Origin of the sequence: Bacillus thermotolerans (assembly GCF_000812025.2) — a bacterium.
Lineage (GTDB): Bacteria > Bacillota > Bacilli > Bacillales > Domibacillaceae > Quasibacillus > Quasibacillus thermotolerans.
Window position 1 is genome coordinate 83,604 of sequence record NZ_JWJE02000018.1, and the last position, 15,938, is coordinate 99,541.

17 protein-coding genes are annotated in these 15,938 nt (G+C 45.7%); 13 read left to right on the forward strand and 4 right to left on the reverse strand.

Annotated elements, in window-relative coordinates; all coding sequences use genetic code 11:
- Positions 1-95 precede the first annotated feature (95 nt).
- Positions 96-1,112 carry a stage II sporulation protein D gene (gene spoIID, locus QY97_RS09230; RefSeq protein WP_039232992.1) on the forward strand — a complete coding sequence of 339 codons (1,017 nt, stop codon included), beginning with the start codon at positions 96-98 and terminating at the stop codon, positions 1,110-1,112.
- A gap of 36 nt (positions 1,113-1,148) precedes the next feature.
- Here spoIID and QY97_RS09235 read toward each other — a convergent pair whose 3' ends face one another.
- Positions 1,149-1,583: a VanZ family protein gene (locus QY97_RS09235; protein ID WP_039232994.1), complete on the reverse strand. Its 435-nt coding sequence runs from the start codon at positions 1,581-1,583 to the stop codon at positions 1,149-1,151.
- Positions 1,584-1,755: 172 nt separating this feature from the next.
- Here QY97_RS09235 and QY97_RS09240 point away from each other — a divergent pair, with 172 nt between their 5' ends.
- The 9 genes from QY97_RS09240 (at position 1,756) to QY97_RS09280 (ending at position 8,297) form a co-directional block, all read left to right on the forward strand.
- Positions 1,756-2,727 (forward strand): M23 family metallopeptidase, encoded by a 972-nt coding sequence (locus QY97_RS09240; RefSeq protein ID WP_046128707.1) that lies wholly within the window; start codon positions 1,756-1,758, stop codon positions 2,725-2,727.
- Between the two features lie 341 nt (positions 2,728-3,068).
- Positions 3,069-3,350: a sporulation transcriptional regulator SpoIIID gene (gene spoIIID, locus QY97_RS09245; RefSeq protein WP_039232996.1), complete on the forward strand. Its 282-nt coding sequence runs from the start codon at positions 3,069-3,071 to the stop codon at positions 3,348-3,350.
- A gap of 366 nt (positions 3,351-3,716) precedes the next feature.
- Complete coding sequence (gene mreB / locus QY97_RS09250) at positions 3,717-4,724, forward strand: rod shape-determining protein MreB (protein WP_039232998.1); 1,008 nt, start codon at positions 3,717-3,719, stop codon at positions 4,722-4,724.
- Positions 4,725-4,851: 127 nt separating this feature from the next.
- Positions 4,852-5,688 carry a flagellar hook-basal body protein gene (locus tag QY97_RS09255; RefSeq protein WP_039233001.1) on the forward strand — a complete coding sequence of 279 codons (837 nt, stop codon included), beginning with the start codon at positions 4,852-4,854 and terminating at the stop codon, positions 5,686-5,688.
- Between the two features lie 20 nt (positions 5,689-5,708).
- On the forward strand, positions 5,709-6,527 hold the full coding sequence (locus QY97_RS09260; protein WP_039233004.1) for a flagellar hook-basal body protein: 819 nt from the start codon (positions 5,709-5,711) through the stop codon (positions 6,525-6,527).
- A 16-nt stretch (positions 6,528-6,543) separates the two neighbouring features.
- Positions 6,544-6,753, forward strand: a complete 210-nt coding sequence (locus QY97_RS09265) for a DNA-directed RNA polymerase subunit beta (protein WP_039233006.1) — start codon at positions 6,544-6,546, stop codon at positions 6,751-6,753.
- Between the two features lie 12 nt (positions 6,754-6,765).
- Positions 6,766-7,188, forward strand: a complete 423-nt coding sequence (gene fabZ / locus QY97_RS09270; protein WP_039233008.1) for a 3-hydroxyacyl-ACP dehydratase FabZ — start codon at positions 6,766-6,768, stop codon at positions 7,186-7,188.
- Positions 7,189-7,364: 176 nt separating this feature from the next.
- Positions 7,365-7,754, forward strand: a complete 390-nt coding sequence (locus tag QY97_RS09275; protein ID WP_039233011.1) for a hypothetical protein — start codon at positions 7,365-7,367, stop codon at positions 7,752-7,754.
- A 144-nt stretch (positions 7,755-7,898) separates the two neighbouring features.
- Entirely contained in the window at positions 7,899-8,297 is a 399-nt protein-coding gene (locus QY97_RS09280) for a hypothetical protein (protein WP_039233013.1), read from the forward strand.
- 261 nt (positions 8,298-8,558) lie between these two features.
- On the opposite strand, the gene QY97_RS09285 is transcribed toward QY97_RS09280, so the two are convergent.
- On the reverse strand, positions 8,559-8,990 hold the full coding sequence (locus tag QY97_RS09285) for a YwpF family protein (RefSeq protein WP_039233016.1): 432 nt from the start codon (positions 8,988-8,990) through the stop codon (positions 8,559-8,561).
- Between the two features lie 234 nt (positions 8,991-9,224).
- Between QY97_RS09285 and QY97_RS09290 the strand changes: the two genes are divergently transcribed.
- Together QY97_RS09290 and QY97_RS20425 are read left to right on the forward strand one after the other, a co-directional pair.
- The gene (locus QY97_RS09290) at positions 9,225-9,599 is read left to right on the forward strand and encodes a single-stranded DNA-binding protein (RefSeq protein WP_039233020.1); all 375 of its coding nucleotides are present in this window, start codon (positions 9,225-9,227) and stop codon (positions 9,597-9,599) included.
- Positions 9,600-9,614: 15 nt separating this feature from the next.
- Positions 9,615-9,776 carry a hypothetical protein gene (locus tag QY97_RS20425; RefSeq protein WP_156994484.1) on the forward strand — a complete coding sequence of 54 codons (162 nt, stop codon included), beginning with the start codon at positions 9,615-9,617 and terminating at the stop codon, positions 9,774-9,776.
- Positions 9,777-9,905: 129 nt separating this feature from the next.
- Here the strand turns inward: QY97_RS20425 and QY97_RS09295 are convergent, their stop codons facing one another.
- The gene (locus QY97_RS09295; protein ID WP_039233023.1) at positions 9,906-12,695 is read right to left on the reverse strand and encodes a DEAD/DEAH box helicase; all 2,790 of its coding nucleotides are present in this window, start codon (positions 12,693-12,695) and stop codon (positions 9,906-9,908) included.
- On the reverse strand, positions 12,688-14,037 hold the full coding sequence (locus QY97_RS09300; protein ID WP_039233025.1) for a hypothetical protein: 1,350 nt from the start codon (positions 14,035-14,037) through the stop codon (positions 12,688-12,690). The genes QY97_RS09295 and QY97_RS09300 overlap by 8 nt, the downstream gene beginning before the upstream one ends.
- Before the next feature lie 307 nt (positions 14,038-14,344).
- Here QY97_RS09300 and QY97_RS09305 point away from each other — a divergent pair, with 307 nt between their 5' ends.
- Complete coding sequence (locus QY97_RS09305; protein ID WP_039233027.1) at positions 14,345-15,754, forward strand: N-acetylmuramoyl-L-alanine amidase; 1,410 nt, start codon at positions 14,345-14,347, stop codon at positions 15,752-15,754.
- Positions 15,755-15,938 lie beyond the last annotated feature (184 nt).

Here is a 15,938-nt window from a genome sequence, read left to right on the forward strand (position 1 = left end):
TCGGCCGGAAAAGAGGCATATTCTCCCAACGTAGCCCATATCTTTAAAGGAGAGCAATTAAGAGGGCTCAATACGGCAAATGGAGGATTCTTTCGGTGAAAAAACGACACACGATCTCTTTACTCTTTGTGGCCTTGATGACAACCATCGTCATCATTCTTCCATCTCTGTTAGTCATTCTTTTTTCATCAGAAGAGCAAGCTGAAGATTCACCGACCAAGCAGACAGGTGAGAGCTCCTTAGAGGAAGAGTCTGCTGTAGAAGTCGCCGTGTACCGTTCCGCCTCTAAGCAAACAGAGACCTATCCGCTTGAAGAATATGTAGCGGGGGTTATTGCAGCAGAAATGCCGGCTGAGTTTGAGAAAGAAGCGTTAAAAGCACAGGCGCTTACAGCGAGGACATTCATTGTTAAACAAATGATGAATGGGAAGACAGTGAACGGTAAAGAGGCCCACGTGACCGATACGGTGAACCATCAAGTGTTTAAAACAAAAGCGGAGCTGCAGGACATTTGGGGGGAAGATTTCGATTGGAAATATGAGAAGGTAAGGGAAGCTGTCCAAGAAACGGCCGGCCAGGTTATCACCTATAATGGCGAGCCGATTACCGCCTCCTTCTTCTCAACGAGCAACGGGTATACAGAGAATGCAGAAGAGTATTGGAGCGAATCGCTTCCTTACTTGAAAAGCGTAGAAAGTCCATGGGATCAAGAATCACCTAAATATACATCAAGAAAAACCATGTCGCTCTCTGAATTTGAAAGCAAGCTGGGGGTTTCAGTCAAGGGGAAGAATGAGGCAGGAACCATTAAAGGCCGGACATCAGGAAATCGGATTGCCGCTATTGAAATTGGCGGGAAGGAATTGACCGGAAGAGAAGTGAGGGAAAAGCTGGATCTTCCTTCTTCAGATTTCAGCTGGGTGCTCAAGGGGGATGACGTCGTCATTACAACAAAAGGATATGGACACGGTGTAGGGATGAGCCAATATGGCGCGAATGGTATGGCCCAGGAAGGAAAGGATCATAAGGACATTATTACTCATTATTATCAGCAAACGGAAATTGAAGAAGTGGATCAGGTGATAGGAAAACAAATCACAGCAAAAAAATAACCCGTTGTCTCCTCTCGGGAGACAACGGGTTATTTTTTAAGGTCGGATCCATGTGGCGAAGTGCTCCATCCATTGGCCAACGCGTCTGCGCGGGTGTGTGAAGTAGGACGCTTGAACAATGTAGTAACAGACCAAGACGCCGATGACATCCTTCACAGCATCAATGGCGGTGGCAGAGCGGGAGGGGACAAAGGCTTGATGGATTTCATCGACAAACCCATAGAAGCAGGCGATGAGAGCAGCAGTTAAATGAGCACCTTTCGTCAGCCGGCCGTTTACTAAGAAAGCATTAATAATGAGGATATATAAGATAGCGAATTCAATTAGGTGGAGAGATTCTTTAAAGAAGCGATCAATGCTCCGCTCTGGAAGCTCAATCACTGCGTTGTCAGGCATGCTGGACATCACCCATATGATGACCATATACAATAGAGGAGCAATAGTGGACAAGCCTTTTATGAAAGATTTCAATGCTCCTTACACCTCGCTGTAAATAATTTTCTTCTTATTTTATCATGTATTTCTTTCTTTCTTTTCTCGTTTTGTGGCATATTTCTAACGTTTTTCGCAAAAACTAAAAATTTTTCCTGAGGGGGTATAGATTATCTGGAATGTGTTCACACTGTTTGCTGAGGTGATGAACATGAGAGAGGAAGAAAAGAAAAAAGCTTCTCAAAAAACGAAAAACCTTTTCAAAAACCGCTGGATGTTCCCTGCTGTTTACTTAACGAGTGCTGCTCTTCTAATTTCAGGTATTATTTGGTATCAGCTAGCAGACTCAGGCGATGAGCAAGTACAGGAAATGCAAGAATCGGCAACACCGTTCAATGAACCGGCACAGCCTGTTCAGACATCTGCTGCCGAACAGCTGGCTTTGCCGATGAAGGATGCCGATGAGTCAGTGATCAAGACGAGCTTCTATGAAGAGAGCGCTTCTGAGAAAGATCAGGAAGCTTCCCTGGTGGTCTACAATAATACGTACCATCCAAACACAGGGATTGCCTATGGAACAAAAGAAGGAAAAACCTTTGATGTAACAGCAGCGTTAAGCGGAAAAGTCACAAAAGTGCAAGAGAATGATTCATTATTAGGTAATGTCATTACAATCGAGCATGCCAATGGAGTTACGACAAACTATCAATCTGTTCAAGACATTCAAGTGGCTAAAGGTGACAACGTATCTCAAGGACAAGTCATTGCAAAGGCAGGAAAGAGCCTGTTCAATGAAAAAGCGGGCGTACATCTTCATTTTGAAGTACGCGACAAGAATAACGTAGCGATCAATCCATTGGATGCGGTTGCTAAGTCTACTGCCGATATCGCCAAGATGGCAAAAGAAGCGAAGGCAGAGGAACAAAAAGCTGACACAGAAGCTGCAGAGGAAGAGACACAAGAACCAGCCGGTGAATCTTCAGAGGAAACGTCTACTGAACCATCTGCAGAAGATCCAGCTGGACAAGAAGCAGAGGAAGGCTCTGTTGAACAGGAAGAGCCGGCAGAACCAACAGAAGAAGAGTCTATTGAATTGGAAGAATCAACAGAGCAAACGGAAGAAAGCTTTATTGAAGAAGAGCTAAAACAAGAACAAGGCAGCAGTACAATGGAAAGCGAATAAACATAGAAAAAGTAGCCTGGGGACAGGCTGCTTTTTGCTATGTAGCTTTAATGTGCAAAAAAGTCAAGTAATTCGTTAGATTCTTGCTCCCTTTATACATATTTTCTATCAAGCTCCAATATAGTAATACTAAAACTGACAAAAAGAAAAAAGGATGCTTTGAAGTGAGGGGTCGTAGATAAACTAAAGCCTACTGATAATAGGGACAGTCTAGTTGCGGAAGAAAAGAAAGTGAATGCTTTCTTTCCGTGTGCGCGTGCGCATGCGGATTTATAATATTTCATTCAAGCGAAGCGAGTCTCATTTCACATGCCTCACATCCAGTAAGGGAGGAGAGCAATGTGCACGATTACATCAAAGATAGGACGATCAAGATAGGAAAGTATATCGTGGAGACGAGAAAGACCGTGCGCGTAATCGCAAAGGAATTTGGTGTGTCGAAAAGCACGGTACACAAAGATTTGACAGAGCGGCTTCCGGAGCTGAATCAAGAGCTCGCCCAGCAGGTGAAGGAAATACTGGATTATCATAAAGCTATACGGCACCTGCGAGGAGGAGAAGCAACAAAAAGAAAATATTCGACTGCCTTGAAGGAAGCCAGCGGGGCAGAAGCGAGTGTATAGACATGCTCATGAAGAAGAAACCGGTCCGAGCGGCCGGTTGTTAAGCTTTAGACTGATATAGAGTGTCATCGCTCTCCAACGGCTCCGTACGATATATTTGGAAGGCAAACGCAGCCAGTGAGTCGACTGTTAGATGAATCTGCCTAAACGGCGGATTTTTTTTGTTGGTGATTGTAATTTCGACACCCTTTTTAAAGAATATGTGATAAATAAGAGAGAAGGAGTAATTAATTCAGAAAAATCAGACAAAAAGTCAAGGTACGTCTGATTTGTCAACTGCCAAAGGTCATTCTAATTGTTTAAGCAGAATAAGCAGCAGTTTCATTCACTGGATGTGACAAGCGATAATAAAGGGGGACCACAACGATGTTGGCAAAGGATATTGGGATTGATTTAGGAACGGCGAATGTGCTGATTTATGTCAAGGGAGAAGGAATTGTATTAAACGAGCCATCCGTAGTAGCTTTAGATCAGACGACAAATAAAGTGCTTGCTGTAGGCAAAGAAGCGTATGCGATGATTGGCCGCACGCCGAGAAATATTGTCACGATCCGCCCGTTACAGGATGGGGTTATTGCCGATTTCAATGCGACAGAATGGATGCTTCGGCACTTTCTTCATCAGCTGAATGTAAAGGGGCTTTTGACAAAGCCGAAAATTTTCATCAGCTGTCCATCAAATATTACAAGTGTAGAGCAGAAAGCCATTCGTGAAACCGCAGAAAAAAGCGGCGGCAAAACGATTTATTTAGAGGAAGAGCCGAAGGTAGCAGCAATCGGAGCGGGAATGGATATTTTTGAACCGAGCGGCAATATGGTAGTGGATATTGGCGGCGGTACAACGGATGCAGCAGTTCTATCAATGGGAGCGATCGTGACGGCCTCTTCTGTAAAGATGGCGGGGGACAAGCTAAGCGGCGAAATTGCCACCTATATTAAGAAAGAATACAAGCTGCTCATTGGTGAGCGGACAGCAGAAGACGTTAAGGTTAAGATTGGAAGCGTAGCGCCAGGAGGCCGCAAGAAGGATGCTTCCATGGAGATTTATGGCCGTGATATGGTGAATGGACTGCCTCGAGCTTTGACAGTTACGTCTGAAGAGATCGAGAAGGTGCTAAAAGAGCCGGTCGATCTGATTATCAAAACCGCAAGAGGCGTTCTTGAGAAGACACCGCCTGAATTAGCTGCTGACATTATTGATAGAGGGGTCATTCTAACAGGAGGGGGCGCACTTCTGCATGGCATTGACCAGCTGCTTGCTGAAGAATTGAAGGTGCCGGTAACGGTAGCCGAAAATCCAATGGAATCCGTCGTTATGGGCACAGGGAAGATGATTGACAACTTAAATGATGCAGTAAAAATAAAAGCTGTGTAAACGGGTGGAGAAAATCACCCGTTTTTCTTTTTACTGTAAAAATTCTTCCTGTATCTTCATATTCTCGCTATTCAGCCGATGAAAAAGAGTGGTACAATAAATAAAGTATTGATCATGGGGTGAATATATGTTTCGGGGGTTCTACACAGCAGCTTCAGGCATGATTGCGCAGCAACGGCGCACAGAAATGCTTTCAAATAATATGTCAAATGCCAATACACCTGGATATAAAGCAGATCAGACCTCTTTAAGAGCCTTTCCAGAAATGCTCCTTCAACGGCTGGATCAAGTATCCGTTCCTGGAAAACAAAAAGTGTCCCTCCCTTCTAACGTAACGATCGGTTCAGTGAACACAGGCGTATACATGCAGGAAACCATGCCAGGCTTTTCTCAGGGAGATTTACGGGAAACTGGCTTAGCTACAGATGTGGCTCTTTTAGATGTCAATATGCCTGTAAATGAAGACACTGGACAGGCAGGCACGGTCTTCTTTAAAGTACAAGGAGAAGATGGAGTCGAGCGGTACACGAGAAACGGCAATTTTACAGTAGATGCAGCTGGGTTTCTGACAGCAGCCAGCGGCAGCTACGTTCTTGATTCGGAAGGAAACCGCATTCAGCTGAATTCTGACCAGGTGGCAATCAGTGACACTGGAGAGATCACAGCAGAAGGAGAACCGGCTGGCCAGCTGGGAGTTGCTTTTGCCGAGAATCCATATCTTCTGATCAAGGAGGGAAATGGTCTCTTTCGGTTAGAAGATGGCGAGCTTCCTGACGCCGTGGAAGGCGAAAATATGCAATTTCGCATGCAGCAGGGATTCCTGGAGGCTTCCACAACGGATACGACCCGGACGATGACAGATATGATGTCAGCCTACCGGGTATTTGAAGCGAACCAAAAGGTGCTGACTGCCTATGACCGCAGCATGGAGAAAGCTGCCAATGAAGTTGGTCGTGTGAATTAATTTTTTCAGGGGGACCATGGATGAATCAAACATTGTTTACATCTGTCAGCACGCTTAGTCAGCTGCAGAAAAAACTAGACATTATTAGCAATAATATGGCTAACATAGATACGAACGGTTATAAGCGTCGGGAGGCGTCCTTTTCGGAGCTGTTGAACCAGAATACGGCGAATATGCTTCAGGAGAATAGAGAAATCGGCCGTTTGACGCCGAATGGCATCCGTGTCGGAGCAGGAGCAAGAATCGCACAGACACAAATGGTCGGCACACAAGGAAGTCTTCAGACAACAGGGCGAGATCTGGATCTGGCTTTTACAAAAGAGAACCAGCTGTTTAAAGTGCTTGTACAAGAAGACGGTGAGTCCAGCGTTCATTACACACGCAGTGGTGCTTTTGCCGTTACACCTTTGGGAGAGGACGAAGTCATGCTTGTTACTTCTGAAGGTCATTCGGTGCTTGACCAGGACAATCAGCCGATCACGTTTAACCCGAATGAGGGAGAGATCGCTCTTGCAGAAGGCGGTGTGCTGCGCGCGGGCGGACAAACCTTTAACCTTGGTGTTGTTGAAGCAATGAGACCGCAGCTGCTGCAATCAGCAGGCAGCAACCTGTTCAGCCTTCCCGATGAAATGCCCGTGCCCCAAAATGAAATCGTTCGAGAGCTCGCAGCTGAGGCGCGTGATGAAATTGGCCTTCAGCATGGGTCACTCGAGAAATCTAACGTGGATCTAACGAAGGAAATGACAGATATGCTGACCGTGCAGCGTGCGTATCAGCTGCAATCACGTTCTATTTCGTTAGCAGATCAAATGATGGGACTGATCAACGGTGTACGCTAGAGGGGAAGAGGTTTTATTGAATAGGGAAAAGAAAAAAAGTACACGCCGGCTCACTCCTCTTGGGCGGTTTATCGTGAACATCTTTCTTCTGGGGATTTTCGCACTGGCCGGAGCCCTGGTAGGGTACAGTGTGATTGGCGATGGCCATCCAATGGAAGTATTGATGCCGGATACATGGATTCACTTGGCGGAAGTAATTAAGAACAGTTTATCTGTATTGTGGTAGGGAGGATTAGAGATGTTGGACATTCAGCAGATTAAAGAGATTATCCCGCACCGTTATCCATTTCTTCTGATTGATCAAGTATTAGAGGTGGAAGAAGGACAGCGGGCGGTAGGCTTAAAGAATGTAACAGCCAATGAAGAATTTTTTAATGGACATTTCCCGGAATATCCGGTTATGCCTGGTGTATTAATTGTAGAAGCGTTAGCCCAAGTAGGTGCCGTCGCTATGTTAATCAAGGAAGAAAACCGGGGCAAGCTGGCATTTTTTGCTGGGATTGACAGCTGCCGCTTTAAACGCCAAGTGCGCCCGGGTGACCAGCTCCGCCTGGAAGTGGAAATCACTCGCCTGCGCGGATTGATTGGCAAGGGCAAAGGCCGGGCAACGGTGAATGGTGAGCTTGCATGCGAAGCGGATATCACGTTTGCTTTAAAATAAGCCGTCTCTCTGAGGCGGTTTTTTTATGGCCTCTTCCCTTTCTTTGACTGGCTGCTTAAATTATTATCCATCAAATGGAAAAATTGTTTTTTTCTTCGTGTTTTGTATATGTTTCGGGCAATCGGGGTATGAATAAAAGCAGAGAAGAATGCCATTAAAGAAAGGGTGTTGTACGGATGAATCAGAGGAAACTTTGGCAGCTAACAGGAAGCACCGCTTTGGCGGCTATGCTGTTAATGGGCTGCGGCGGTGGTAATGAAGACCCTGCGGATACGAATGATAATGAACCGATGACAGAGGAAGATCAAAACACAGGTGATTCAGGAAACAATCCAGAGAACGATGTAGAGACTGATATGAATGAGGTAGAAGAAGGCACGGACGATGGAGCGGACAATAATAATCAAGAAGATGGTCAAGTGAACACAGAGGAAGGCTTAAACAACACTGGTGATAATGAAGCAGATAATCCAGGTGAAGAGGAAGGCGTTATTTTAGAGGATAACAATACGCCGCAAGAAGAAGAAGTTGAACAGGAAAACGAAGTACATGATGAGGATCATTAATACATACCCCCTTAGCAGCTGCTGAGGGGGTTTTTATAAATGGCAGGAATAAAAATTTTGTCCAATTCTGAAAAAATATGATAAGGTAGAAGAAGTTATAATTCATAAAGATTATTAAGACTTCGTAGGGGGGACTTATCCCGCATGTTAAGCAATTTGCCTTCTGGTGTGAAAATCAGCATTAGCCGATCCATTAAAACTGCTTTTGAACAGTACATGGCGAAGATCCTTTGGGGCGAGGATGCTTATCGCTTTGAGGATTTCATGAAAGAGTGGAGAGAGTATATTCACAACCACGCTTCCTGGTATGATCAAATTAGCGATGAGATGAAAGCGAGCGATGAGTTTCATCAGGAGCTTGCGGACAAGATCACCGAGGTGATTGAGAAAATATTCTCAGAGGAGCCGACATCTAAGCAAATAGAAGAGCTTGAATCGCTACAAAAGGAATTGAACACGTCGGTGGATTATTCGTGCAAAGCGGAGGCGAAATTCTATCTCTCTTACTTGAAAGAACAATTAAAAAAAAAGAAACAGAGCTGACGCCCGCGGATGAATCGGAAGTCGCTTTTGCTTCTTTTCTCTATTATCAGGTATATGGGAAGGACTTGCCTGTGCGTGATTATCGAAAGCTGGATATCCAATACATTATCCAGCTCCTTCAATCGACTATAAATACTGGCCGCAACGAGCTCGAGTCAGAACATATCCATTAAAAAAGCAGAGAAGTCTGCTTTTTTTTAATGTAGAGATCGTTAAGTAAGACGGATAAGGCTCGAAGATCAAAAGGAGGCGCTTACGCTTCTATGGTTTCTCAGTAGAGGGAATATTCTTTCGCTGCTGCAGATAGGTGCTGAAGGTTTCGACAAGCTCTTTTCCTTCGAGCCCTTCGTCGATCAGCTCTGACAGGACTTGCTTGGCGTATTCATTGCGCCTTTGCAGAAGGATGCCTTCTAGCAGGACACTCGTTCCTTTTTCTAATTTGTTAATGGCTTTGATTTGGACGGAGAGCAGGGCGGGGTCATTGCTACGGTGGGTGATATGTACTTGTACCGTTAACTCCTCTTGTTGTTCATAAGAGTGGAATAGTGGTTCGTGAACAGGATCAACAAACAGTTCGATGAGCCAAGTGCTTTTGTCATCTTCCTGGTTAATGATTAGTCCATCAATTATCTCCACCTCTCTGGCTTCGTTTTCATCAGCAAGCAAGAAGCTTGCAATTTTAAAGGTTTTCAAGTTGATCACCTTCCCCTTTAGATTGACTTCTATATATAAAGTATACCACGTTTGCTATTAGAACCCTATGGCGAGAAATCGACAGATTTTTCAAGTATCTTACGATTTTTTCCTCATTCGGCAGCGGATAGCTGTTTTTTTGAGGGACTTCATAGCAATAAGAAGAAATGGCCGTTTTATTTGCGGCTATTTTTTTATTATCATGAATGTGACTTAAGAGAAGGAGGTGATTGATTGATCAATCAAGTGACACTCGTTGGCCGATTGACAAAAGATCCCGAGCTGACATACACCGCCCTCGGCCGGCCGTTTCTCCAAATGACACTTGCCGTCAACCGTCCTTACCGCAATCAGCAGGGGATGACGGAGACTGATTTCATCTATTGTAAGGTCTGGAACAAGTCTGCGGAGAACACATCAAAATATTGTCAAAAGGGTTCGCTGATCGGTGTCCTTGGCACAATCCAAACACGCAGCTATGAAGACCAAGAAGGAAAGAGAATTTATGCTACAGAAGTCAATGTACATACGGTTCGTTTCTTGGATAAGAAGCGCCCGAACGCAGAGAGCGAAGAAGGCGAGCTTCTGCCCATTTTAAACCTTCCGTAAAGAGGAGAAGAAAGGATGACGAATACACAACTGGAGAGAAGAATAGAAGAAATTACTTATTGCCTCGGCAAGACACTTGCCAGACTCCGCTTAGTAGAAGAAACACTGCAGAAACACCTTCAGGAACAACCACAGCCAACTCCCAAAAATATAACTGCTTCATTTCATAAAACCTAATTAAATATTTAATCCCCATTAGTATCCTTCCTGCTTTAGCCAATAAGGCTCCTTCCTATAAGAGTCCCCGAATGGCTTCCTCAATAGAAAAGAGCCGGCTCACCCCCTGAGCCGGCTCTTTCGTGTGTCTTAATGTAATTGCAGCAGTTCCTTCAGCTCACGGTCATTCATTTCAGTGATCCATTGCTCGCTGCTGATAATTTCATCATTCAGTGCTTGTTTCTTCTCTAGCATAGAGTCGATCTTTTCTTCAAGGGTACCAGTTGTAATAAATTTATGGACGTGGACAAACCGGTTTTGCCCGATTCGGTAAGCACGGTCTGTCGCTTGATTCTCTACCGCGGGATTCCACCAGCGGTCAAAGTGAATCACATGGTTAGCGGCCGTTAAATTTAGTCCAGTCCCACCTGCTTTTAATGAAAGCAGAAAGAGAGGAAACTTTCCTTGCTGGAAATCTTGAACGAGCTGATCGCGCTGGTGCTTCGGCGTGCTGCCATTCAAAAAGGGAACCGTCAGGCCGAAGCGGCTTTCAAGCTCCTGCTGAATCATCTCACCCATGCCGATATATTGGGTAAATATCAAGCCTGCTTCCTGGCCCTCTAATATGCTGTCTGTCAGTTCGACGAGCTTATTCATTTTCTCCGAGCGGCTGGTAATATTCTCGGGCTCCTGCTCCTTTAAGTAAAGAGCAGGGTGATTGCACAGCTGCTTAAGCCGATTCAGCATTTGCAGAATTAATCCGCGCCGTTCGAAAGCGGACAGCTTGCCGATATTGTCCATCGTCTCATCAACGAGCTGCTGGTAGAGTGAAGCCTGCTCGGCGGTGAGCGGGCAGTATTCCTTCTGCTCCAGTTTGTCTGGAAGGTTCAGCTCCACTTCAGGATCTCTCTTCGTGCGGCGCAGGAGAAACGGCCGAATTTTTGCCTGCAGCTGTTCAACCTTTGATGTATCGTTGTCTTTTTCGATCGGCACAATATATTGCTTCTGGAATTGGGGCAGGTTGTATAAGTATCCATGATTAGCAAAGTCAAAGATAGCCCACAATTCCGCCAGCCGGTTCTCCATCGGTGTGCCGGTTAATGCGATATGATGACGACCCTGTAACTTTCGAATCGCTCGCGATTGCTTCGTTTGAGGGTTCTTGATATTTTGGGCTTCATCTAAAGCAATGGTGCTCCACTCTATAGATGACATCGTATCGAAATCAATGTGGGAAAGCCCGTAAGTCGTCAGGACGACATCGACACCTTGGATGGCTTGCTCGAATGCTTCGCCTTGCTTTCTGCTGCTTCCATAATGGGGGAGCACAGTTAAGCTAGGGGAGAAGCGCTCCAATTCCTTTTGCCAGTTGCCGAGCACAGAAGTCGGACAAATAATAAGAGCAGGTGTCCCAGGACCTTCCTGCTTTTTCACATGAAGCAGATAGGAGATAAGCTGAATCGTTTTACCGAGCCCCATATCATCGGCCAGCACCGCACCGAATCCGCAGGAACGCAGAAAGAGAAGCCAGCTCATGCCTGCCTGCTGGTACGGGCGCAAGTCAGCTTTCAAATCGGCAGGAGGTGAAAGAATCGGTACGGAAGAAGCGTCCTGCAGCTGCTGGATCATCTGCTTCAATGAACGGTTCAGTTCAATTTGAATGTGAGCAAACAGCCGGGGATCTGTCCAGTCTTCTTCCGCCTCCTCCTCCGGTGTCAGTTCTTGTTCCAGTAAGTCCTGGAGGCGAAGCCCTTTCTGCTTAGCTTCCTTCATTAAGCCTTGAATCTTGCGCACCATTTCGGGATCGAGGTGGATCCACTCTCCGTTGATTTTTACTAAGCGGCGGTTGCTATCTGCCAGCTTAGCAAACTCTTCTTCTGAAAGCTCCGCCCCATTCATGGATAAGCGCCAATCGAAGTCAACGAGAGCCTGCAAGCCTACAAAGGACGTGCCACGTGTGCGGGTCGATGATACTTTTGCTGTCAGCGACAAGGAGGATTTCCGAATCGTTTCCCACCAGGATGGCAGAAGGATCGGAACGCCAAGCTGAATGAGCTTCTCGCTCGCCTCGGTCAGGAAGGTGAAGGCCAGCTCTTCGGAGAGAGCCGAACGAAGCTCACCGCCCTCCTCCAGCCATGGGAACAGCCGGAGCCAGCGTGCCTGTTCTTCCTTAGCTTCCTCTATATACGGCAGCCAGCTCTTTAAAATCCGTCCTTGCAGCGGGTAAATCTTCTCGTTGTTCTTGCGGTTGATCAGCACGGTTTCCAGCTTCCAATCGCCTTCTTCTTCGGGCTCTGTTAAGCGAAGTCCGACAGAGAAGGGAGCTTCACTCGTTTCTGCACCGATCCACTGACGCCAGCGGGCCGGATCGAAATAGCGGTTGAGCTCGCTGGAAGTCAGCTTGCCGCCGATGAGCGGAGCAACCTCTGCTTTAAGCTGCTTTGCCTGCTGAAACGCCTGCTGAGCGCATAAGGAAAATAGAACGGCTGTAAATTCACGGTTTGTCATCAATTCTGTTACGGAATCGCTCCAGAAATCAGAAGGGAATTCTTCCCACACTGCCGGCGGCACAGGAAAAGTCAGGCCGTCTTCCTGAAACTCAGGCAAGAAACGGCCGTCTGTTACTGCCTCATACAGGACAGGAGCGATCGCCAGGCTGAAGTCCCCAAGTTCATTCCATTGCCAGCGAATGAAGCGGCTGAATTGGGCCTCTTTAAATAAGGTGACCCATTGCCACACAGACAGCAGTACACCCTCTTTTCCACTATAAGAAAGGCTGGAAAGCTGAGAGCCAAAGAAGCTTTCTTCATGTTTGACAAATAGCTGCTTTACCCAATCAGCCGGAGCGAGCAGCCGTCCATTATCAGCTGTTGCCGAGAGAAAAAACTGTTCATTTTCAGTAAATACCAAGTGGACGGTAATATTTCTTGTACTAAGCATGGATTAATTGACCCTTTCTACACTCTTCTTGAAAGGCTCGAAGCCGTTTATGTTCCTCCAGCAGCTGATGAAGGTACAGTTCCCAGCGGTCAAGCTGCTTAAGTTTTTTATACAATGTCCGCAGCTTTTTCAGGTAGCGGACAGCTTTTTTATAGCCGGGCCGGTTGCGTTCATTGATTAAACGGACAATGCCATGGTGATAAATCGGTAAAACCTCCGCCGGCGCAGCTTTTGCTGCTTCCTTCAATCCTTCCCGCTCTAGTTCTGCTAAGTCGCTGTCCATCCAAAGTGCCAGCTCCGCCCATTCCTCATAACGGTGAGATTGCAGAAGGTAAAGGCTTAAATCTGTATAGCTGTAAGGAAGCATCTTTTCAAGCAGGCTTTGGTAAAGGGAAGGCTCCTGATCGGCCAGCCACTCCGTATCAATATGGGTTAGAAAGTAGTGGACAAAGCGGCGGACCTGCATCGTTCCTTCGTTTGCCAGCTGATGCAGATAGCTCTCAAGGTGCTGATCAATCGTTTTAACGAGCAGCCGCGCTTTATCGGGCTGTTTTAATCGAATGGAATCAGACATCCAGGCTACATATAATTCAATTCCGATGGCTGGCATGCGTTTAGCGGCAGTACGGAAGCCCTCCAGGTCATTGGCTAAGTAGAGCTGATGTAAGTAGCCGGCTGATAGGGCGGTCGCGTTCTTCTTTTCAATCAGAAGAGATTGCAGCCGTCTCCGTTCTTCTTTCCGCCAGGCTTCCCGTTTGAAAAGAGAGGTCCAGAGTTGGCGGTACAAATCGATCCGCTGATTGAAAAATAGCAGCTTATCAGATGATAGAAGAGAGACGGCATCCTCGCGTAAAAAATGGATATATGGATCAAATTGGAATGGCAAGGCATGAATGCCAATCTCCTCGGCTGCTTCACCCGCTTCCTCTACTAAGTAAAAGAGAAAAGAAGCGTAGGCACGTTCAAGTAATTCCTGGGAAATAGTCTGTTCCTTTGCGATATCAGTCAGGTAATTCAGCAGTCCGTAGCTGACATAAAGCTGATAGAGAGGCTGCCATTCCCGCTCGATTGGCCGCAGCTTCAGCAGGTCTTCATAAATTTGCTTGCTCTCCTGCTCCATTTTGTAAGGATTTGTGAAATGGATATGAGCATCCAGCCGTTCAGCAACGGTCCCATTTATTTTCTCTATCCAGCGCTCTGGACCGTCATTTGCGGCTAACTTTATTTTAAATAAATCACTTGCCCGCATGACACCGGGGATATTTGTGAGCTCAGCAGAACTGCTTGTTTTCGCTGATGCCGGCTGCACGCGGGACTTTGGTGAATGATCGTGAACAGTCATCTGTTCAACCCCCATCTATTCAATAATCTGCCTTAGTGAACAGTGCTTCATTAAATGTCATATCCCTTAATTATAAATCAAATTCGATAAGGAAAAAAGAAAAAGGAGAAAAAGAACGAGAAAGATGAATGTTTCAACAAGATTAATAATGTTACACTTATGTGGCAAAAATAGGTAAATATTATAAAAATGATTTAATTCAGTAACATTCTTCAACAAATTTTAAAAAGCAGATTAAAAGATTTTTCATTCGCTTTTGGTAAATATGATAGAATAATGGAAGATTATGAGGAAAGGAGGAACATTTGTGAATAAAAGGTTATTTTTAACTTTATTATCACTTTCGTTAGTCATCTCTTTATTTGGGATTAAACATACAGCACAGGCCGCAGGAAGTTTTAGCGATGTAGGGGCTTCACATCGTGCCATGGAAGAAATTTATTACTTAGCAACTGGGGGAATTGCCCAAGGCTCTGCTTCTAATGAATTTCAGCCTGGCAAAATAATGACACGGGCGGAAGCGGCTACTTTCATTGGCCGGGCTCTTGGGCTGGATGGAACAAAACGCTCAACTGGCTTTACAGATGTCGGTTCTGAGATGTTTGCTTCAGGCTACATACAATCTGCAGCTGAAAAGGGCATTCTATCTGGTTACAAAGGAGGAGACTTCCGTCCATACCAGACGGTTACACGCGGCGAAATGGCTGTCATGATTAGCAAAGCGTTCGGGTATAAGCATGATGGCAAGCTGTCTGTAGCAGCAGCGTCACTCAAATCCCGAGGCATTGCCCAGGGTAAAACGGACGGTTCGTTTGGCGCGGATGAGTCAATTATTCGTGCAGATTTCGCTGTTTTCCTGGCACGTGCGATCAATCCACAGCTCCGCCTGAAGGACAACACAGTAGAGTTCAACAAGACTTACTGGATTAACGCAGGTGACTTCTTAAATGTTCGTACAGGTCCAAGCCACGAATACGAGAAAGTGGGCTCTGTACTAAAAGATGAACAAGTATTAAGCGCGTTCGAAATAGGAGGCTGGCACTACATTAAGCATGGCAGCCTAGAAGGCTTTGTGAATGGCTATTACTTGCGTGATACGGCAGAAGCCAAGCCGGCTGTTGATTCGCGCCTTGAGAACCAAGTAATTGTCATCGATCCGGGCCACGGCGGCAGTGACCCAGGGGCTACAGGTTATGGTCTGAGAGAGAAAGATGTTGTTCTCGATACGAGCCTTAGACTAAATGAGTTATTTAAGCAAACGCCTTTCAAGTCAAGAATGACACGTTCTACGGATATATTTATTACACTGAACGGCCGTGTAAGCTACGCTAAATCTGCTGGCGCTGATGCTTTCATCAGCATTCATGCAAATGCAGCTGGCGGGACAGGAACAGAGACGTATTATTATAACTCTGCCTATAGAAATCCAAATAGTGCAGACAGCAGGCTTTTGGCAACGAAAATTCAAAACCGCCTCGTTCATGCATGGGGATTGAGAGACCGCGGAGTGAAGCATGGAAACTTCCACGTCATCCGTGAGAATACAATGCCGGCTGTGCTGGTCGAGCTTGGCTTTATCGACCGCAAGACCGATAGTGAAAAGCTTGGCTCTAGCTATTGGAGAAACGCGGCAGCTAAAGCGATTTATCTCGGTACATTGGACTACTATAAGGCAAAAGGCTATGATGTAGACAGCCTTTATGACGTCGCAAAATAGGTAATTAATAAATAGCAATCTAATAATATACCGGTTACAATAGTAAGGAGACAGGTTATCTGTCTCCTTATTTTTATTTAGTTGAATGTAATTATTAAATAAAATTGTAAGTTTCTGAGCTATTTTGTCAGTAAATAGTAAAGTAGCTTACAATATTATTTGATAAAGCTTTCATTAACAGAGA